This is a genomic window from Kitasatospora sp. NPDC087314, assembly GCF_044744365.1.
Lineage (GTDB): Bacteria > Actinomycetota > Actinomycetes > Streptomycetales > Streptomycetaceae > Kitasatospora.
The window spans coordinates 16,712-34,733 of record NZ_JBIUYE010000011.1 but is presented as its reverse complement, the minus strand read 5'-3'; the positions used below and the strand labels follow the sequence as shown (position 1 = coordinate 34,733).

At 73.9% G+C, this 18,022-nt stretch carries 18 protein-coding genes; 9 read left to right on the top strand and 9 right to left on the bottom strand.

All coding sequences use genetic code 11. The features are described from left to right. Positions 1-499: 499 nt before the first annotated feature. The 4 genes from ACIO5E_RS23765 to ACIO5E_RS23750 all read right to left on the bottom strand — a co-directional run bounded on the left by ACIO5E_RS23765 (position 500) and on the right by ACIO5E_RS23750 (position 3,147). Positions 500-901, bottom strand: a complete 402-nt coding sequence (locus ACIO5E_RS23765; RefSeq protein ID WP_400671132.1) for a hypothetical protein — start codon at positions 899-901, stop codon at positions 500-502. A gap of 113 nt (positions 902-1,014) precedes the next feature. Next, positions 1,015-1,593: a DUF6817 domain-containing protein gene (locus ACIO5E_RS23760; protein ID WP_400671130.1), complete on the bottom strand. Its 579-nt coding sequence runs from the start codon at positions 1,591-1,593 to the stop codon at positions 1,015-1,017. A gap of 40 nt (positions 1,594-1,633) precedes the next feature. Further along, positions 1,634-2,536 (bottom strand): ketopantoate reductase family protein, encoded by a 903-nt coding sequence (locus tag ACIO5E_RS23755; RefSeq protein ID WP_400671128.1) that lies wholly within the window; start codon positions 2,534-2,536, stop codon positions 1,634-1,636. Then, positions 2,533-3,147 (bottom strand): hypothetical protein, encoded by a 615-nt coding sequence (locus ACIO5E_RS23750; protein ID WP_400671127.1) that lies wholly within the window; start codon positions 3,145-3,147, stop codon positions 2,533-2,535. The genes ACIO5E_RS23755 and ACIO5E_RS23750 overlap by 4 nt, the downstream gene beginning before the upstream one ends. Positions 3,148-3,518: 371 nt before the next feature. On the opposite strand from ACIO5E_RS23750, the gene ACIO5E_RS23745 reads away from it, so the two are divergent. From ACIO5E_RS23745 to ACIO5E_RS23735, 3 genes are all read left to right on the top strand, one after another. Continuing rightward, positions 3,519-4,292, top strand: a complete 774-nt coding sequence (locus tag ACIO5E_RS23745; protein ID WP_400671745.1) for an ABC transporter ATP-binding protein — start codon at positions 3,519-3,521, stop codon at positions 4,290-4,292. Then, the gene (locus ACIO5E_RS23740) at positions 4,289-5,677 is read left to right on the top strand and encodes an FtsX-like permease family protein (protein ID WP_400671124.1); all 1,389 of its coding nucleotides are present in this window, start codon (positions 4,289-4,291) and stop codon (positions 5,675-5,677) included. The genes ACIO5E_RS23745 and ACIO5E_RS23740 overlap by 4 nt, the downstream gene beginning before the upstream one ends. Before the next feature lie 133 nt (positions 5,678-5,810). Continuing rightward, positions 5,811-7,130 carry a sensor domain-containing protein gene (locus tag ACIO5E_RS23735; RefSeq protein ID WP_400671122.1) on the top strand — a complete coding sequence of 440 codons (1,320 nt, stop codon included), beginning with the start codon at positions 5,811-5,813 and terminating at the stop codon, positions 7,128-7,130. A gap of 133 nt (positions 7,131-7,263) precedes the next feature. Here ACIO5E_RS23735 and ACIO5E_RS23730 read toward each other — a convergent pair whose 3' ends face one another. Further along, a complete protein-coding gene (locus ACIO5E_RS23730) occupies positions 7,264-7,929 on the bottom strand; it encodes a response regulator (RefSeq protein ID WP_400671120.1) in 666 nt (221 codons plus the stop codon). 145 nt (positions 7,930-8,074) lie between these two features. Here ACIO5E_RS23730 and ACIO5E_RS23725 point away from each other — a divergent pair, with 145 nt between their 5' ends. Both ACIO5E_RS23725 and ACIO5E_RS23720 read left to right on the top strand, forming a co-directional pair. Continuing rightward, entirely contained in the window at positions 8,075-8,515 is a 441-nt protein-coding gene (locus ACIO5E_RS23725; protein ID WP_400671743.1) for a MarR family winged helix-turn-helix transcriptional regulator, read from the top strand. Beyond that, positions 8,512-10,098 carry an MFS transporter gene (locus ACIO5E_RS23720; protein WP_400671118.1) on the top strand — a complete coding sequence of 529 codons (1,587 nt, stop codon included), beginning with the start codon at positions 8,512-8,514 and terminating at the stop codon, positions 10,096-10,098. Before ACIO5E_RS23725 ends, ACIO5E_RS23720 begins: the two co-directional genes overlap by 4 nt. A 42-nt stretch (positions 10,099-10,140) precedes the next feature. Here the strand turns inward: ACIO5E_RS23720 and ACIO5E_RS23715 are convergent, their stop codons facing one another. Together ACIO5E_RS23715 and ACIO5E_RS23710 are read right to left on the bottom strand one after the other, a co-directional pair. Beyond that, complete coding sequence (locus tag ACIO5E_RS23715) at positions 10,141-10,656, bottom strand: DUF5959 family protein (RefSeq protein ID WP_400671115.1); 516 nt, start codon at positions 10,654-10,656, stop codon at positions 10,141-10,143. Between the two features lie 205 nt (positions 10,657-10,861). Next, on the bottom strand, positions 10,862-11,872 hold the full coding sequence (locus tag ACIO5E_RS23710) for a ScbA/BarX family gamma-butyrolactone biosynthesis protein (protein WP_400671112.1): 1,011 nt from the start codon (positions 11,870-11,872) through the stop codon (positions 10,862-10,864). 460 nt (positions 11,873-12,332) lie between these two features. Between ACIO5E_RS23710 and ACIO5E_RS23705 the strand changes: the two genes are divergently transcribed. Beyond that, positions 12,333-12,986: a ScbR family autoregulator-binding transcription factor gene (locus ACIO5E_RS23705; protein WP_400671110.1), complete on the top strand. Its 654-nt coding sequence runs from the start codon at positions 12,333-12,335 to the stop codon at positions 12,984-12,986. A 337-nt stretch (positions 12,987-13,323) separates the two neighbouring features. Further along, entirely contained in the window at positions 13,324-14,178 is an 855-nt protein-coding gene (locus tag ACIO5E_RS23700; RefSeq protein WP_400671107.1) for a BTAD domain-containing putative transcriptional regulator, read from the top strand. Positions 14,179-14,218: 40 nt separating this feature from the next. Here the strand turns inward: ACIO5E_RS23700 and ACIO5E_RS23695 are convergent, their stop codons facing one another. Further along, the gene (locus ACIO5E_RS23695; protein WP_400671105.1) at positions 14,219-14,980 is read right to left on the bottom strand and encodes a TioE family transcriptional regulator; all 762 of its coding nucleotides are present in this window, start codon (positions 14,978-14,980) and stop codon (positions 14,219-14,221) included. A gap of 92 nt (positions 14,981-15,072) precedes the next feature. Between ACIO5E_RS23695 and ACIO5E_RS23690 the strand changes: the two genes are divergently transcribed. After that, positions 15,073-16,221 (top strand): erythromycin esterase family protein, encoded by a 1,149-nt coding sequence (locus ACIO5E_RS23690; RefSeq protein WP_400671103.1) that lies wholly within the window; start codon positions 15,073-15,075, stop codon positions 16,219-16,221. A 66-nt stretch (positions 16,222-16,287) separates the two neighbouring features. Here the strand turns inward: ACIO5E_RS23690 and ACIO5E_RS23685 are convergent, their stop codons facing one another. Next, complete coding sequence (locus tag ACIO5E_RS23685) at positions 16,288-17,253, bottom strand: LysR family transcriptional regulator (protein ID WP_400671100.1); 966 nt, start codon at positions 17,251-17,253, stop codon at positions 16,288-16,290. A gap of 71 nt (positions 17,254-17,324) precedes the next feature. Between ACIO5E_RS23685 and ACIO5E_RS23680 the strand changes: the two genes are divergently transcribed. Next, positions 17,325-17,978, top strand: a complete 654-nt coding sequence (locus ACIO5E_RS23680; RefSeq protein WP_400671099.1) for a maleylpyruvate isomerase family mycothiol-dependent enzyme — start codon at positions 17,325-17,327, stop codon at positions 17,976-17,978. The last annotated feature ends 44 nt before the right edge of the window (positions 17,979-18,022 follow it).

The following is an 18,022-nucleotide window of genomic DNA, read 5'->3' as shown; positions in this document are numbered from 1 at the left end:
GTTTTTTTTTTTGGGGGGGGGGGGGGGTGGGTGTATCTGTGTTAAACCCCGGCCCCCCCCCCCGCCCCCCCCCCCCGGGGCCCCCCCCCCCGCCCGGGGGCCGTCGCCCGGGGCGTCGCTCCGCAGCAAGGTTGAAGGTTCTCAAGGAACTGGTCCACGACGGCCACGTCACCGCCCCGACCTGTGAGCCGGGCGCCGTGCCGTCGGCGAGCGCGGTGACGAGTGCGGGGGGCGGCGTCCCCGGGCGCCAACTCGGCGCGGAGCTCGCGGATCTGGTCGAGGATCGGGTGGTTCACCGGTGCCTTCGTGGTGCGGTTCGGTCCCGGTGTCATTCCTACCGTCCGGCGGGGTCCAGGCGGTGGCGACAGGCCGGGACACGCCCTGGGCGGCTTCCGGCCCCGCAGGTGCGGAGCCGGAAGCCGGTGGTGCGGTCGGTGGATCACGTTCAGGATCAGGGCCAGGGCCAGGATCGGGTTCGGGATCGGGGCCAGGATCGGGATCAGGATCCGGCGCAGGCCTTGGTCACGTCGCCGGCGGCATCGGTGATCGCACCGATGTCCGGTAGCTTGCCCTTGGAGACGTTGTCCTGGGCATTGGTAACGGCCTTGTTCAGCTTGTCGGTGGCCTTGTCGATCTTGTCTCCGCTGTTGTTGTCGCGGAGCTTCTTGATGTCGTCACCGACCTTCTTCAGCGCGTCGACGGTGTGCTTGCGACGCTCCTGGTCGGTGATCTGGCCGACGTTGATGGCCGATCCGGCAAGGTCCTGGACGTCGCCGGCGATGCTGACGGCCCGGTTCCCGCAGTCGAGCGCCTGGTCGACATCCTTGCACGCGCTGAGCAACGGGGCGGTGGCGAGCAGCGCGAGTGTGGCGGCGGCCAATCGGTACGGTTTTTTTGTCATGTCTGTATCCCTCCCGCCGGCAACAACGCCCGATCGCCCGCCAGTGGTTCCGTCCGGCCGGGTGAATCATGGGTGAACCTTTACTATCGGCCAGGAAGGGAGTTGACGGAGGATCACATTCCGGTGGCGTCGGGTCCGATCTGCCGTACGCAGTACGCCCAGGCCGGGGCGGGCAGCAAGTCCCTGGTCCGGGCGAACAGTTCGTACAGGCCGGGGCCGTACCGGGTGGCCAGCTCGGCGTTGTGCGCGAGGACGTCGAGCTCGTTGGCGGCGGTCAGGGCGAGGAAGGCGCGCAGGTCCTCCTCCGGCGGGGTGTGGTCCGATCCGGTGAACCGGTCGTGGAACAGCGGCCGTTCGTCCCGGCCGAGGCGCGGGTAGACGGCGGCCCGCTCGCAGCTCGCGTACAGGTAGACCAGTGACTCGGCGCGTGGGCCGACGAGTTCGACCAGGGCGTCCCGATCGTCGAGTCCGAGCAGGGCGCCGTCGAACCCGTCCGTCCCGTAGGCGGCGTGGCAGAACCCGGCGGCCTGGACGGCGGATTCGGTGCCCCACCGGGCCAGCAGGGCGGCGACCCGGGCCAGGTGCTCCAGCAACGTGCCACCCGGATGCGGGATCCGGTCGGCCTCGTGTGCGCGCAGGAAGTCTTCGACGTGGCTCCATGCGGGAGCGTCGCGGTGGATGGCTGACGTCACGTCACGAGTTCTACCCGTGACGTGAACGCCGCCGCAAGCGCTACTGCTCGGCCGGTTCGGACAGGTCGCGCACCAGTCGGGCCAGGGTCGGGGTGTCGATCCCGTGCGCGGCGGCGGCCCGCAGGACGGCGCCGCCGATGGCGTCCAGCTCGGTCGGGCGGCCCGCCTCCACGTCGCGCTGCATCGAGGACTTCATCGAACCGGGCAGCCGGTCGAAGGCGGCGAGCAGGGCCTGTGCGTCCGCCGGGGCACCGGCTGCGCCGGAGACGGTCACGATCTCGTCGAGCACGGTGAGCAGTTCGGGCCGGTGCTCGGTGCGGACGGCGCCGATCTCGCTGCGGTACCGGGTGGTCAGCAGCGCGAACGGGGCGAGGAAGGAGAGCTTGCTCCAGAGCATCGCCGTCTCGTCCGCGCGCAGTTCGACGGCGAGCCCGGTGAGCCGCAGCTGATCGGCCAGGTCCGCCACCGGTCCGGCGAGTTCGAGCACGGCGAAGGGGCTCGTGTGCTCGATCCGCCCTGGGGCGGTCCGGGTGGCCTCGACCCGGATCGTGCCGGCCGCGACCTGCCCGGCCGGGTAGCGCTCGCGCAGCGCCGCGACGTGGTCGAGCCCGTTGAGCAGCGGCACCACGACGGCGGCGCCGAGAACCTGCGGCGGCAGCCGGTCGAGGGCGTCGGCCAGCGCGGTCTCTTTCACGGTCACGAACACGGCGTCGACCGGCTCGCGCAGTTCGGTGGCGGCCTCGACCCGGGCGGTGAACTCGCCGAACTGCCCGCTGCGGACGTGCAGCCCGTCCCGGTTGAGGACGGCGGCGGTGTCCTCGCCGGCCAGGCAGATCACCCGGTGCCCGGCACGCGCGAGCAGGCCGGCGATCAGGCCGCCGACGCCGCCCGGTCCGAGGACGGCGATGGTCAGGGGGGTGGTGCTGATCGGGGTGGTGGTCATGTCGACTCCTGGGGGTGGGGTGGGCGCGGGGTGGCGGTTTCGGGGGCGGAGAGGGAGACGAGGCCGAAGGTGAACGGGAGTTCGTGGCGCGGCTTGCGCCCGCCTGCCGGGGGCCGAGGGGCGGGGGTGCCCCGGCTGAGGTGCAGCGTGCCGTACCGGACGTGGCCGTGGGTGGGGTCGGGCACGGGCAGGCCCCCGGCGCGCAGCGCCTCGACCACCTCGTGGGCGGGCCAGCCGAAGACGTCGACGCCGTGGAGACCGACCGGGCAGGCGGCCTCGCCCGCCACCGGGCGGCGGGAGACGAACACGCTCCGAAGGCGTTCGCCCTCGCCCGGGCAGAGGGTGACGCCCACCCCGGGGAGGGCGAAGTGCAGTGCCCAGGTGGAGCCGCAGACGAAGGTGGGGTGCACGCCGCCGGGGATCGCTGGTTCGTGCGGGTTCGGTGTGCCGCTGAGGACTGCTGCGTCAGCCGGGACCGGTGTGCCGTCCGGGAGGGCCTCGCCGTACGGGGCCAGCAGCCGGAGGGCGGACACCTCGGTGAGGCCGAAGCGCAGTTCGGGCAGCGGCGCCGGCAGGCGGACGCCGTGGCCGGGCAGCAGGTCGATGGTCACCCGGTCATGATCCCCTGTCGGCTGGACGGCTCGCGCATACCCGGCAGGTCAGGGGGAGACGCTTCGCGGCGACGGAGGGGGAGCGGGCGGGGAGCTGCTCACCGAGTCGACGACCGGGCCGAAGCCGCGCTCACCGACCGGGAATCCGGCTTCCACGCGCTCTGGCCCCGCCCGGATCGCTCTCGCTGCGCCATTCCTGGTCGCGTACTACATCGCCGGCCACGGGGCATGCAGCTCCTTGCCGTCGCTCAGGTGGTGCTGGGACGGGACTCAGGGCGAGCTGGGGGGTTCGGTTTTCCGAACCTTGAATTGGGGGGCCAGCACAATCGATCGTGCGGCTTCGCATGCCCAGGATGGGGGGCATGAACGGGATGACGACAGCCGCCGTGGCGGCGGCGGACGACGGGGTGGCGGGCGCGGCGCTGGCCGGGGACGGGCTGCACCGGGAGTACGGGCGGGGCGGGGCTGCCGTCCGGGCGTTGCGTGGGGTGTCGGTGGCCTTCGCGCCGGGGACGTTCACGGCGGTGATGGGCCCCTCCGGCTCCGGCAAGACGACGCTGCTGCACTGCCTCGCCGGGATGGACCGTCCCACCCGGGGCACCGTGCGGTGGGGTGGGACGGAGGTGTCCCGGTTGCCCGAGCGGCGGCTCGCGGAGCTGCGCCGCACCCGGGTGGGGTTCGTGTTCCAGGCGTTCAACCTGATGTCCGCGATGACCGTCGCGCAGAACGTCGAACTGCCCGGACGGCTCGCGGGCGCGCGACCGGAGCGGGCGCAGGTGCTGGCGGCGCTCGCCCGGGTCGGACTGTCCGGGCGTGAGCGGCACCGGCCCGGGCAGTTGTCCGGCGGTCAGCAGCAGCGGGTGGCGATCGCCCGGGCGTTGGTCGCGCGGCCGGACGTGCTGTTCGCGGACGAGCCGACCGGCGCGCTCGACCGGGCGACCGGGCACGACATCCTCGATCTGCTGCGCGCGGGCGTCGACCTGGATGGGCGGACGTGCGTGATGGTCACCCACGACCCGGTGGCCGCCGGCTACGCGGACCGCGTGCTGCTGCTGGCCGACGGGCTGCTGGTGGACGAACTCGTCCGACCGACCGCCGCGCAGGTCGGCGAGCGGCTGAGCCGGCTGGGCGGGGGTGCGCGATGAGCCCCGTCCTCTCCCTGGCCGCCGGGCAGATCCGGCGCCGACCGGCCGCCTTCGCCGGGCTGGCGGTGGCACTCTTCCTGGCGGTGGCGACCGTGACGCTGTTCGGCTCGCTGGTCGCCGCCCAGGTCACGGCCCCCGCCGCGGTGGCCCGCGGGGCGGTGGCCGGGCCGGGCCTGTTGCTGATCGCGGGGGCGTTCGGTGAGATCGCCGTCCTGGTCGCGCTGTTCGTCGTGGTCAACGCGCTGGGGTTCACGCTGCGCCAGCAGCACCGCGACCTCGCCCTGTTGCGGACGGTCGCGGCGACGCCCCGTCAGGTGCGGCGGCTGGTGCGCGCCCAGGTCGCGGTGACCGTCCTGCTGGCAGCCGTGCCCGGCTGGGCGGCCGGCGCCCTCGCCGCGGGAGGCTTCCTCACCGCGCTCCAACGGCGCGGGTTGGCCGCACCCGGGCTGCGGATCCCCGGAACACCGGTGCCGATGCTGGTCGCGCTGGTGGTGGCGCTGCTGGTCGGCCTGGTCGCCACCGCTCTCGCCGCGCGGCGGATCACCCGGCTCAGCCCGGCGGCCGCGCTGACCGCCGACACCTCCGGCCGGCGGCGGACGGGCGTGCTGCGGCTGCTGGCCGGGGTGGCCGTGCTGGCGGGCGGGGCGCTGCTGCTGCGGCTCGCCGCCACCCGGACGGCCGATGAACTGGACAAGGCGGGGCAGGCGACGATGCTCGGCTCGCTGGTCCTGCTGATCGCCCTGGCCCTGCTCGGGCCGTTCGCCGCGCGGGTCGTGGCCGCCGTGCTCGGTGCGCCGGTGCGGGCGCTGGCCCCCGGCGTGGGCTGGCTCGCCGACGCCAACCTGCGCGGCTACGCGGCCCGGCTCTCCTCGGCCGTGGTGCCGATCGCGCTGCTGGTCGGAATGTCGGGCACCATGTTGATCATGACGAGCACCGCCGAGCACGTGGTCCGCGCGACCGGCGCCGCGACCAGCGTCACGAAGGCGACGGACGTCTGGCTGCGCGAGGCGGAGCTGGGGATGCTGGTCTGCTTCGCCGCAGTCTCCACCGTCAACACCCTGGTCGCCCTGACGGCCGACCGGCGCCGCGAGTTCGCGCTGCTGCGGCTGGTCGGCGCTACCGGGCGGCAACTGCTACGGATGCTGTCGGTCGAGGCGGCCCTCACCACGGCGGTCGGCGTGCTGCTGGGCGCGGCGGTCGCGGCGGTGGCCTCGGGGGCGTTCGCCCGTGCGGTGACCGGGTCGGTGGTGCCGGTGGTGCCGGGTGGGGCGTGCGCCTGGGTGCTGGCGGGTGCGGCGGCGTTGACGATACCGGGGATCCTGGGCACCGGGCTACGGGCGATCCGCGGGCCCGCGGTCGAGGCGGTGGGCGGTGGGCGGGGATGACAGGTGAGGACAGGGAGGGGGCGGGGATCATCACAGGCCTTCGCGGGTCCCGGGTGACGACGTCCGCGAGGTGGTCGTGTGGTCGCGCGGTCGGGACAGCGGGTGAGGATGAGCGGACGCAGTGAGGTGGACGATGGCTGAGTGGCGGCGGTACCGGTCCGTGCGCGGTGGCGAGTTGGCCTTCGCGCTGCTCGGGCTGCCGCTCGGCGTGCTCGGCGGCGTCTACGCCGTGGCCGTCCTCTACGCGGGGGCGCTGCTGTCGCTCACCGTGCTCGGGCTGCCGTTCGTGGTGGCCGCCCTGGCCGGGGCGCGCGGGCTGGGCGGGTTGCACCGGCGGCTGGTCCGGCGGCTGCTCGGCGAGCTGGTGCCGGCCCCTGGGGTACTGCCCCGGCCGTCCGGGGTGATCGCCCGGGGCCGGGCGGTGCTCACCGATCCGGTGGCCTGGCGGGCGCTGCTCTACCTGCTCCTGCGGCTGCCGCTCGGGGTGCTCGGCTTCCTGGCGGCGGTCGGACTGCCGCTCAGCTGCGCCTGGTTGGCGGGTTTCGCCCTGTGGGTGCGGCTGTTGGAACCCGGCCCGAGGCCGGTGGGCTGGCTGGACGTGTTCTCGGTGCCGGCCGGGCTCGCGGTACTGGCCGCCGTGCCGGCGGCCCTGCGGGTGGTGAGCGCGACCAACCGGGGCCTCGCCCGGCTGCTGCTCGGCCCCGTGCGTTCGCAGCAGCGGGTGCGTGAGCTGGAGAGTGCCCGGGCCACCCTGCTCGTCGAGAACACCGACCGGTTGCGCCGCCTCGAACGCGATCTGCACGACGGCACCCAGGCGCAACTGGTCGCACTCGCCATCACCCTCTCGCTGGCCGACGACGCCCTCGGTGAGCCTCCGCCAGTGCCGCTCGGGCCGGGCGGCGCCGCGGACGTAGGGCGGCTTCGCACCCTGGTGGAGCGGGCCCGCCGGCAGACCGACGACACCATCGCGGGTGTGCGGCGGCTCGCCCGGGGCATCCACCCGGTGGCGTTGGACGGCGGCCTCGCCCAGGCGCTGCCCGGGCTCACCGCCACCTCGCCGGTACCGGTCACGGTGCGGTTGGACCTGCGGGAGCGGGCGGACGAGGCGATCGAGCAGGCCGTCTACTTCTGCGCCGCCGAGTTGCTGACCAACGTCGCCAAGCACAGCGGCGCTTCGTCGGCGGAGCTGACGGCGAGCGCGGCCGACGGACGGGTACGGCTGACGGTGCGCGACGACGGCCGCGGCGGCGCAGCGGTGGGCGCGGGTTCCGGCACCCGCGTCGGCACCGGCCCCGGCACCGGCCCCGGCACTGGCAGTGGCACCGGCCCCGGCACTGGCACCGGCCTGGCAGGCCTGGCTGATCGGCTCGCGGCGGTGGACGGGGTGCTGCGGGTGGACAGCCCGGTAGGAGGGCCGACGACGGTCACCGTCGAACTTCCGAGTCGCCTGTGACGGGCGGCCACGGAATGGTGGCGCCCGGCACGACCGACCGCAACCGGTCGCTGCTGCCGGCACCGCCGGCATCGTCGTCAGTGGTGTCAGTTCTGTCAGTGCCGTCGCCGCCACCGCCGCCGGTAAGGGCGGTTCAGGCGCCGTTCTCGGCGAGGTAGGCGAGGACGGCCTTGACCCGTCGGTTGTCGGCGTCGGTGGCCGGCAGGTCGAACTTGGTGAAGACGGCGGCCACGTGCTTCTCCACCGCCCGCTCCGAGACCGCGAGAAGCCCGGCGATCGAGCGGTTGGAATGGCCCTGCGCCATCAGCTCCAGCACCGTCCGCTCGCGCGGCGTGAGCGCGTCCACCCGGCTGCGCCGGCCGCCGTGCAGCAGGCCGTTGACGATCTCCGGGTCGAGCGCCGTGCCGCCGTCGGCTACCCGGTGCAGGGCGTCCACGAACTCCGAGGTGCGGGCGACGCGCTCCTTGAGCAGGTAGCCGATCCCGGCGGCGCCGCCGGCGAGCAGCCGGGCCGCCCAGGCGGTTTCGACGTGCTGGGAGAAGACCAGGATGCCGACCTCGGGTTCGGCGGCGCGGATCTCGACGGCGGCGCGGATGCCCTCGTCGGTGTGGCTGGGCGGCATCCGGATGTCGACGATCGCCACGTCGGGCCGGTGCTCGGCGACGGCGGCGACCAGTTCGGGTGCCGTCCCGGCGGTGGCGACCACCGTGCAACCGCGTGCCGCGAGGAGTTCGACCATGCCGTCCCGGAGGATCACCGAGTCCTCGGCGAGGACGACACGGAGTTGCTTGTCGATCATGTCGCCATTATCGGGGGCCGCTGGGACTCCGCTGGAGGTTCCGGAATGTACAGCCAGACTGGACAGTCCAGACTGATGAAATTGCCGTGGAACTGTGACCGAGAAGCCCGCAGTCCCCGCCGCCCAGCCCACCGCAGTCCCCGCCGTGACCCCCGCGCCCGCCGACTCCGCAGCCCGGGCCGCCCGCGAACTGCGGGCCGTCTTCAGCCGTTTGCGCCGCACCCTCAGGGAGGCGCGCGACATCGGCGACCTCACCCCGTCCCAGACCGCCGTACTCAGCCGTCTGGTCACCGACGGGCCGTCCTCCGCCAGCGTGCTGGCCGCCGTCGAGCGGGTCCGCCCGCAGTCGATGGCCGCGACCCTCGCCGCCCTCGAACAGCACGGGCTGGTCGGGCGCAGCCCTGACCCCGAGGACGGCCGCCGGCAGCTGGTGGCCCTCAGTGAGACCGGGCTCGCGCGGATCGCGGACAGTCGGCAGGCGCGCGAGGAGTGGCTGGCCCGGGCCCTGCAGGAGCACTTCACCGAGGCCGAGCGCGCCACCGTCCTGGCGGCGCTGGCCCTGATCGACCGGCTGAACCGGCGATGACCGGCCCGAACGCCCCGAACGCCCCGAACGCCCCGAACGCCCCGACCGGCCCGACCGACCCGCTCGACCGGATCCGCTCGCGGCGCCGTCAGGGGCCCCCGGCGGGGGAGTTCGACCGTCGGCTGCTCGCCCCGATGGTGCTCGGCTCGGTCCTCAACCCGGTCAACTCGTCGATGATCGCGGTGGCGCTGGTGCCGGTCGGCGCCGCCTTCGGGGCTCCGCCCGCCGAGACCGCCTGGCTGGTCTCCGCGCTCTACCTGGCCACCGCCGTCGGCCAGCCGGTGATCGGGCGGCTGGTGGACGGCTACGGTCCGCGCCGGCTCTACCTCATCGGGACGGCGGTGGTGGGCCTCGCCGGGCTGCTCGGCGCGCTGGCCCCGTCGCTCGGGCTGCTGGTCGCCGCCCGGGTGCTGTTGGGGCTGGGCACCTCGGCCGCCTATCCCGCCGCGATGCACCTGACGCGCAGCGAGGCCGAGCGGACCGGTCGGGAGAGCCCCACCGGAGTACTGACCGTCCTCGCTGTCGCCAGCCAGACCGTCGCCGTGATCGGCCCCACCCTCGGCGGCGTCCTGATCGGCGCGGGCGGCTGGCGGGCCGTCTTCGCCGTCAACGTCCCGCTCTCGCTGGCCTGCCTGGTCCTGGGAGCGATCCGCCTGCCGGCCGCCGTCCGCCGGGGCCGGCCGGATGAGCGGGATCTACGAGATCTACCGGACCAGCCGAATCTGACGGGCCGACCGGGGACATCGAGCCGACCGGGGACATCGAGCCGACCGGGGATGTCGGGCCGACCGTGGACATCGGACAAGCCGGACCGGCTCGATTACGGCGGGATCTCCCTGTTCGCGGCCATGCTGCTGGCGCTGATGCTGTTCCTGATGAAGCCCCGGCCGGCCGAGTGGTATCTGCCCGTCCTCGCCGTCGCGGCGGCCGTCGCCTTCGCCGTGCGGGAGTCGCGGGCCCGCAACCCGTTCATCGACCTGCGGGCGCTCGCCGGGAACCGCCCGCTGATCGCCACCTATCTGCGCCAACTCCTCGGCTACACCGTCACCTACGCCTTGCTCTACGGCTTCACCCAGTGGCTGGAGGAGGGGCGGGGCCTGACCGCCGCCACCGCCGGACTGGTCATGCTGCCGCTCTCGCTGACCGCGCTGACCGTCTCCGCCGTCACCGGCCGGCGTCCGGCCGTCCGGGGCAAGCTGCTGGCCGGTGCCGCCGTGCAACTCATCGCCTGTGCCGTCTTGTTGGCGCTGGGATCGAGTAGCGGAGCCGGGCTGCTGATCGCCGTCGGCGTGCTGGCGGGCGTCCCGCAGGGGCTGATCGGACTCGCCAACCAGACCGCGCTCTACCACCAGGCCGATCCGGCCGCGATCGCCGCGGCGGCCGGGTTGCTGCGCACCTTCATGTACCTCGGCGCGATGGCGGCCTCGGCCGCGAACGCCGCCTTCTTCACCCATGGCGCGACCACCGGCGGGCTGCACCACCTCGCCTTGTTCATGCTCGGCGGTGCCGCCCTGCTTCTCCTCCTCACCGCTGCCGACCGCTCGCTGGGCCGGGTGCCGGACCCTGCACCGGAAAGGCCGTGATCAGCCGTCAGCCGTCAGCCGTCAGCCGTCAGCCGTCAGCCGTCAGTCGCCGGTCGCCGGTGTCCTGCTGTCCTGCTGTCCGCGCCAGGCGTGGACGCCGGGGGCCACCTCGACCACCTCGGACGGATAGGCGTCCCGGACGCGCTTGAGCAGGGCGCGCTGCTCGTCCGGCCAGCCGGGCGCGGGGGACAGGACGACCCGGAGGGTGACACCGGACTCCTCGGCGTCGGAGACGGTCACCCAGACCCCGCCGGGCCGCCCGGGCTCGATCCGCAGCTCCGGGCCGTGCTCCTCGTCCAGCCAGCGCACCGCCTCGTGTCGGTCCAGCCGGTCCAAGGCCACTTCCCACCGCTCTAGTTGACGCTCCGTCACCAGAGCGACGAAGTGTCCGCGGACCCCGTCGGCGGTGACGGTGATCTCGCAGTCCAGCCAGTCGTGGCCGAGCAGGGAGCCCGGCGCGTGTCGGCCCAGTACCCGCACCCGTACGCTCCGGCCGCCGGTGCGCCCCTCGTGGCCGGGGGCGTCGTCGGTGCCGGGACGGTCCGTCAGTCTGATCAACTCGTTCTGGTGCGAAGCTACTTCACGCACTGTGTACTCCCCGTTACAGCGAATCCAAGGGCTGACATCCTCGCGCAGGTGTTCGTCCGGTGCCAGTCCGTGGGAAGTGTTCGTCCGCGACGTGCCGACGGCCCGTCCGACCGGGGCGGTCGGACGGGCCGTCGGGGAGGTCGGTGCTTCGGCGGGCAGGGCCGGCCGGTGCTGGTCAGCGCTGGTCGGCGTGGCCGGTCAGGACGGTGGTGAAGATCGGCTCGCCGTTCTGGTGCCCGGTGACGGTGGTGATGAGGGCGTCCGGGTTCTCGCCGGGGGTGTGGCGTGCGGTGATCGTGGTGGGGACGTGGTGCTCGGCATACCGGTGGTAGGTGGTCGCGGCGCAGGCCGGGCTGACGGTGACCGGTGAGGTGAGCGCGTTGGTGGCCTGGCGGGCGGCCTCCAGCAGGACCATGCCGGGGATGTGGTCGTTGGCGTGGTCGAAGAGGATCGGGTGCCAGAGGTCGGGTGTGAGGTGCCAGGTCCCGGGCGCATCGGCCGGAGTGAGGACGACGTCGCAGGGGCGGATCCGGCCGACGCGGGCCGGGGGCAGCGGCTCGCTGGAAACGGCGGGCGCCGGCGTCGGGTCGGCCTCGCGGCGCGCACCGCGCAGCCGCCGGTAGGTCGAGTCCGGCACGGTGGTGAACCGGGCGTGGCCGGTGGCCGCGAGGTGAGGGCCGCGTCGTACGACGGTGTTGAGGGTGAAGTCGATCGTGGTGCCGGTGCGGCGTGGCTGTGGGACGAGTCTGGCCTCGATGGAGAGGTCGGTGGGCGTCGCGCCGATGAGCAGGTGGCGGGGGTGAGTGGTGTAGTCGAGGTTCCACATCATGAACTTGTGGTCGAGCGGGACGCCGAACCGGGTGTGGGCGAGGTAGAGCCCGGCTTGGCGGATCGTTTCGGCAGCCTGGATCGGGTCGTGCCGGGTGCCGTCCGGGGTGCTGAAGAAGGTGTGGGCCCGCGGCCACTGCGCGCTGACGGAGAAGGTGGTCTCGTTCAGCTGCTCGCTGCCGGTGAGGAAGACCTCGGCGTGGCAGGCCCGGTGGACGTACTCCTTGGCAACGGTGCTGGTCAGGCGCGGTGTCGGGCCGGTCGGTAGGTCCGGTCCGGCGGCGAGGCCGGGGGTGTCGCCGTGGCTCGCGCCGGTGGCGCGGGAGATGGCGGGGGCACGGTAGGCAAGCAGAGTCATGGGAGCGCTCCGGGAGGCCGTGACGGGCGGGGTGGGCTGCTCAGGGCTCGTAAGATACGTACCTTCCGGTTTGCTTTTCAAGGAGCCTGAGTGAAGGTTCGTTGGCGGCCGAGTGTGTTCGCATGGTCGCTCCGGGTGTCGAACGGTGGGTGGTCGGGCGGTCCGGATGTGGGTGGATGCGCTCTGGCCTGCGATGACTCCCTCGCAGATGGGGTGACAGGTGCATTATCACGGCATGGCGATTCCATGGGGATGCGGCGGGAAGTGGTGAGCCGGATTCCGCCTCCGCCCGTTGCGGTAGGGGTGTAGGTCGCCTTCCCGACCCCTACCGTCCACGTGGTTTTCCTGGACTCGAAGGCGGGTGCATGCGACCTGGGGAGGAGGGATCGCCGGTTGACCGCCGGGTAAGATACAGGGTGTTTGGTTTTGTTTGCCGAGAGTTTCGGGCGGGGTGGTTGCGGTGGTGCGACAGGAGCGGGCGATCCGAACGCGTCGGCTGATCCTGGAGGCGGCGGCGTCGGTCTTCGACGAGTACGGGTACGAGGGGGCGACGATCGGCGAGGTGGTCGCCCGTGCGGGCGTGACCCGGGGAGCGGTGTACTTCCACTTCGCGTCGAAGCGGGAGCTCGCGCAGGGCGTCGTGGAGGAGCAGTTCGGCCAGGACGAACTCCCCGAACGGCAGTGCAAGCTCCAGGAGTTCGTCGACCTGGGGATGGTCGTCGCCCATCTCATGCCGCGTGACCCGCTGCTGAGTGCGGGCGCGCGGCTCTCGCTCGGCCGGGACGTGTTCGGCGACCTCGGCGGCGGCGCCGCGCCCGGGTGGATCCGCCGGGCGGAGGCCGTGTTGGCGGCGGCCGGCGAGCGGGGCGAGCTGCTGCCGCACGTGGTGCCGGCTGAGACGGCGTGGCTGGTGACGGCCGCCTGGACGGGCGTGCAGATCCAGTCCCAGAAGATGTCCGGCCGGGCGGACCTGGAGCGCCGGGTGGCCGTGCTATACCAGCATCTGATGCCGAGCATCGCGGTACCCGGGGTGCTGGCCACGCTCGACCTGGGCCCGGACCGCGGTGGGCGGGTGGTGGCCGAGTTGGCGGCGGCCGGCACCGACGGCGGCTGAGTCGTTCGCGGCGGCAGCGGCAGCGGCAGCGGCAGCGGCAGCGGCAGCGGCAGCGGCGACGGCGGCGACAGCGACGGCGGCGACAGCGACGGCGGGGCGCGGGCGGTGGGGCGCGGGCGCGGACGGCCGGCGTTCGCGATGACGTGCACGTCGGTTGGTCGCCGCGCTCCGACGGTCAATCCTCCGTTCAAAAACAAACAGTGCGTTCGGTTTTGTATTGACAAACCGTCCGTCCTGTTTTTGGATGTGCACCGGGTGCTAGGCCGTGTGGCAGCTGTAGCACCGGCCGGCCGGTGGCCGTCGGGGTCGCCGATCCGTCTGGATTGGGGTGGACGTCATGGAGATCCGGGTGTTGGGGGCCTTGGGGGTCCAGGTGTGCGGGGCGTCGGTGGTGCCGTCGGCGCCGAAGCCACGGCAGGTGCTCGCGCTGCTGGCCCTGCGGGCCGACCAGGTCGTCCCGGCGGGCGTCCTCGCCGATGAGCTGTGGTCCGGCCATCCGCCGCGCAGCGCGCGTACCACCGTGCAGACGTACGTGCTCCAGCTGCGCGACATGATCGACCGGGCGCTCGGCCGCCGCGAGGACGTCGGGGAAGCCTGCGGCGCCAAGGACGTGTTGGTGACCTCGGCCGGTGGCTACCTGCTCAACAGCGGCGGCGGACTGGTCGACCTCCAGGAGTTCGACCGCCTCGCCGGCCTGGGCTACCGGGCCATGGACGGCGGCGACTTTCCGGTCGCCGCCCGCCAGTTGGGCGAGGCGCTCGGCCTGTGGCGCGGACCGGCCTTCGCCGACGTCCCGCTCGGCGGCCAACTCGCCGTCGAGGCCAAGCGGTTGGAGGAGACCCGGCTCTGCGCCCTGGACCAGCGGATCGAGGCGGATCTACGGCTCGGCCGCCACCGTGTGCTGCTCGCCGAGCTCACCGTCCTGGTCGACCGCTACCGCACCCACGAGAGCCTGCACGGCCAGTACATGATCGCCCTGCACCGCTCCGGCCGACGGGGCGAGGCCCTGGAGGCCTACCAGCGCCTGCGCAACACCCTGGTGCGGGAGCTGGGCATGGAACCCTCGGCCGGGCTGCGGCGGCTGCAGCGCTCCATCCTGCTCGCCAACCCCGACCGCCCCGAGTCCGACCGCGCCGCCGGTTCCGCCGACCCGACCCCGCCCCGGACCACCCGGCTCACCCGGGTCGGCTGAGCGCACCGGGGTCGGGGCGGCGGCACGGTTCAACTCACCGTCATAGCAGGTGTGTTGGAGGTTGAACGGGATGGCCGAGCAGGCTCAGGTAGTGCCCGAGCCGGGCGGACGCGTCGAGCATGGCCAGGCCCTGCGCGGTGAGCCTGCGCTGCCAGCCGGCCAGGGCGCCGGCCAGGGAGTCGGTGCCGCCGGCCGTCCGGACCTGTCGGACCACCGTGGCGATGTGTTCCAGCGGGTAGCCGCCACGTCGTAGCAGGTGGGCGAGTTCGGCGTCGCGGATGTCGTCGGCGCCGAAGACGCGGTGCCCGGTGGCCGGGTCCCGGGCGGGGGTGAGGATGCCGGCGGCCTCCCAGTTGCGCAGGGTCGCCGGGGTGACCAGGAGCCGGTGGGCGAGTTCGCCGATGCTCCGGACGCCCGGGTCCGCCGACGGCCCCCGCGCCGGGTCGGCCTCGGCCGGGCCGGGTTGGGCCACGTCGGATCGCGTCGTCAGGTGGTCCACGGCCGTGCGCACCGCGTCGAGGGTCTCCCGGTCGCGGAGCAGCCGGCCGTGGCCGCGATCGATGACCGTCAGGGCGTCGTCCAGCCCGCCCCGGTGGAGCGCGGTCATGATCCGGCCGCCGGTCGCGTGGCCGTACGCCGCGACGAGGGAGAGGTAGGCGTCGAGGGCGGCCGCGTGCACCTCGGTGTAGATCCGGTAGCCGCTGGCCGTGCGCTCGGCGGGCGGGAGGAACCCGTCCCGCTCGTAGTTGCGGACGGCCTGGGTCGAGATGCCGTGCCCGCGGGCGAGGTCGGACGGTCGCATGTGACTATCACCGGTTTGAGGCTTTGGCGGGTGGTTGAGCGGCTGGATCCGGAAAAGTCTCAACCGTTCTCTCAAGGATACGCTTGAGGGTCATGAGCCAGGACATTCGAGACCTCGTCCCCGCGTCGTGTGCCCTGCTGGCACTCGGCGAACCCACCCACCGGGAACCGGCGTTCGCGCTGATCCGCAATGAACTGTTCGCCCACCTCGTCGACCGGGGCTTCCGGTCGATCGCCGTCGAGACCGACCGGGTGGCGGCGCTCACCGTGAACGACTTCGTCCGGGAGGGGGTGGGGACCCTCGACACGGCGATGAGCGAGGGCTTCTCCCACGGCTTCGGAGAGCTGGACGCCAACCGGCGCCTGGTCGCCTGGATGCGCGAGTACAACCGGAACCGGCCGTCGCAGGAGCGCCTGGCCTTCCACGGCTTCGACACTCAGACGGAGAACACCAGCGCACCCAGCCCCCGGAGCTACCTCGAACACGCCCGCGACTACCTCGGAGTGGACCTCGACCTCGCCGGCCTCGCGGGCGAGGACCAGCGCTGGAGCCGCCCCGAGGCGGTCCTCGACCCGGAGACGTCGCCCGGCGCCACCGCCGAGGCCGAGCAGCTGCGGGTGATCGCCGACGACCTGCTCACCCTGTTGTACGCGCGGGCCCCGGAACTGGTCGCGGCGACCTCGCGCGCCGAGTGGCTCCGGGCCAGGACCCATCTCACCGCCGGCCGCGGCCTGCTGCGCTACCACCGGCAGTCGGCGCGGCGGCTGGAGCCGGGCGCCGCCCGGCTGTCCGGCCTGCTCGGCACCCGGGACGTGTTGATGGCCCAGAACCTGCTCGACATCCGGCGCGACGAGGCCCGCCGGGGCGCAACCGTGGTCTTCTCCCACAACGTCCACCTGCAACGGAACCCGAGCGCCATACGAGTGGCGGACATGGACCTGACCTGGAACGGCGCCGGCGCCATCCTGCACTCCCTGGCCGAGCCGTACACCTTCGTCGCCGGCAGCCTGGGCCGCAGCGAGGCGATCGGGCTCAAGGCGCCCGAGCCGGACACCTACGAGGGCGCCCTCCAGCGCCGGGCCGCCACCTGGGGCCTGGTCGAGCCCGGCGCGGTCGCCGGTGGCCGGACGCGCACCGACACCACGCCGGAGCAGGGCTACTTCCCGCTCGACCGGGCGGTCCTCGACGGGGCCGACGCGATCCTGCACATCGGCGACGGCGCCGCGGCCGCCACGTCCTGACCGGAAGCCGCCACGCCCTGACCGGGGGCCGGGGCGGGCCCCGGTCAGGCCGCCGGTCCGGCCGCGTCAGGCGCCGGCCCGCGGGCCCGGGTAGGTCGTGCGCAGGTGGCCCAGCAGCGCGGCGGTGGGCGGCGCCGTGGGGCGACCGGCCGGCCAGGCCAGCGCGATGCGCACCAGCGGCACGGGGTCGATGAGCGGCCGGGTCCGCAGCCCGGGAACGGGTGCCGGATCCGGCAGCACGGCCACGCCCAGCCCGTGCGCGGCCAGATCGGCCAGCTGCGGTGGTGCGGCCGCCTCGACCGCGACCGTGGAGCGTGCCCCGGCTTCGGCCAGGGCGCGCTCCAGCGCCGTCCGCAGGCCGGTGCCGCGCGGGGTGCTCACCAGGGCGTGCCCGGCCAGCGCGGCGACCGGCAGCGCGCCGTCCGGGCCGTCCGGGCCGTCGGCCAGCGGGTGGTGCTCGGCGAAGGCGGCGAACAGCGGCGCCTCCAACACGGTGTGGACGGCGAGCCCGGCCAGCGTCTGCCAGCCGTCGTCGCCGTCGCGGCCGCTCGCGGCGGTGGGCAGGCCGAGCACGGCGAGGTCCAACCGCCCCTCGCGCAGGTCGCCGAGCATCCGCCCGGTGGTGCTCTCGGCCAGCGAGAGGCTGATGCCCGGGTGGGCGCTGCGGAACGCGGCGAGCGTGGTGGCGAGCCCGGGGAGGTCGTCCACCCCGGTCGGCGGGGCCAGTGCCGCCCCGGCGACCAGCCCGAGCCGGACGTGCCCGCGCCGCAGCCCGTCGAAGTCCTGCGCCGTCTGCCGCGCCGCCGCTGCGGAGGCGAGCGCCGCCTGCGCGTGCGGGAGGACCGCCTCGCCGACCCGGGTGAGCCGGACGCCGCGCCCGGAGCGGTCCAGCAGCCGGTGGCCCAACTCCTTCTCCAACTGCCGGATCTGTGCGCTGACACCGGGCTGGGTGAGGTGCAGCAGCTCGGCGGCCCGGGTGAAGCTGCCGTGCTGGGCCACAGTGACGAGGTACTGGAGCTGCCGGAGTTCCATAACTCCTGATCATAGGTGGCAGAACTTCCTGGTCTTGGACGGGCGGACGGCCCCGGCCGCAGGCTGGAGGCATGGAAACCGCGCAGCATGACCAGGCCGTCGACTGGATCCGGGAGCAGATCGCGGCCGAACGCCGGGAACTCGCCGAGGTGTTCACCGCGCTCACCCCGGACCAGTGGAACGCGCCGTCGCTGTGCGTCGGCTGGCGGGTCCGGGAGGTCGCCGCCCACATGAGCACCGGCTTCCGGTACTCCACCGCCCGCACCCTCGCGGACCTCCTGCGGGCCGGCGGCTCCCTCCACCGGATGACCGACCGGGTGGCCCGCCGCGACGCCGCCGCCTTGACCGACGGCCAACTCGCGGCCGCCCTCGCCGACCACGCCGAACACCCCTGGCGCCCGCCGGTCGGCGGCCGGATCGCCGCGCTCGGCCACGATGTCGTCCACGGCCTCGACATCACCGTCGCGCTCGGCCTGCCGTCGCGCCTGCCGCAGCCCCGGGTCACCGCCCTGCTCGCCACGGTCTCCCGCCGGAGCCTGCGCTTCTTCGGCGCCCGGCTCGACGGTGTCCGGCTGCGGGCCACCGACACCGGCTGGTCCCACGGCGGGGGCCCGGCGCTGGTCGAGGGCCGCGCCGAACACCTCCTGCTGCTCACCTACGGCCGCCACCTGCCGTCCGGCCTGCTGACCGGCCCGGGCGCGGGGCGGTTCACCCTGGACGCGTAGCGGCCGGGCGGTCCGCCCGGGGCGGTGTCCGGAGTCCGTACGGC

Excerpts from the sequence above, each read along its gene's own strand:
- ACIO5E_RS23720 (WP_400671118.1), top strand. The coding sequence starts at position 8,512 with ATGACCGGCCCGAACGCCCCGAACGCCCCGAACGCCCCGAACGCCCCG.
- ACIO5E_RS23700 (WP_400671107.1), top strand. The coding sequence starts at position 13,324 with ATGGAGATCCGGGTGTTGGGGGCCTTGGGGGTCCAGGTGTGCGGGGCG.
- ACIO5E_RS23735 (WP_400671122.1), top strand. The coding sequence starts at position 5,811 with ATGGCTGAGTGGCGGCGGTACCGGTCCGTGCGCGGTGGCGAGTTGGCC.
- ACIO5E_RS23710 (WP_400671112.1), bottom strand. The coding sequence starts at position 11,872 with ATGACTCTGCTTGCCTACCGTGCCCCCGCCATCTCCCGCGCCACCGGC.
- ACIO5E_RS23680 (WP_400671099.1), top strand. The coding sequence starts at position 17,325 with ATGGAAACCGCGCAGCATGACCAGGCCGTCGACTGGATCCGGGAGCAG.
- ACIO5E_RS23755 (WP_400671128.1), bottom strand. The coding sequence starts at position 2,536 with ATGACCACCACCCCGATCAGCACCACCCCCCTGACCATCGCCGTCCTC.
- ACIO5E_RS23730 (WP_400671120.1), bottom strand. The coding sequence starts at position 7,929 with ATGATCGACAAGCAACTCCGTGTCGTCCTCGCCGAGGACTCGGTGATC.
- ACIO5E_RS23745 (WP_400671745.1), top strand. The coding sequence starts at position 3,519 with ATGACGACAGCCGCCGTGGCGGCGGCGGACGACGGGGTGGCGGGCGCG.
- ACIO5E_RS23765 (WP_400671132.1), bottom strand. The coding sequence starts at position 901 with ATGACAAAAAAACCGTACCGATTGGCCGCCGCCACACTCGCGCTGCTC.
- ACIO5E_RS23695 (WP_400671105.1), bottom strand. The coding sequence starts at position 14,980 with ATGCGACCGTCCGACCTCGCCCGCGGGCACGGCATCTCGACCCAGGCC.
- ACIO5E_RS23740 (WP_400671124.1), top strand. The coding sequence starts at position 4,289 with ATGAGCCCCGTCCTCTCCCTGGCCGCCGGGCAGATCCGGCGCCGACCG.
- ACIO5E_RS23690 (WP_400671103.1), top strand. The coding sequence starts at position 15,073 with ATGAGCCAGGACATTCGAGACCTCGTCCCCGCGTCGTGTGCCCTGCTG.
- ACIO5E_RS23685 (WP_400671100.1), bottom strand. The coding sequence starts at position 17,253 with ATGGAACTCCGGCAGCTCCAGTACCTCGTCACTGTGGCCCAGCACGGC.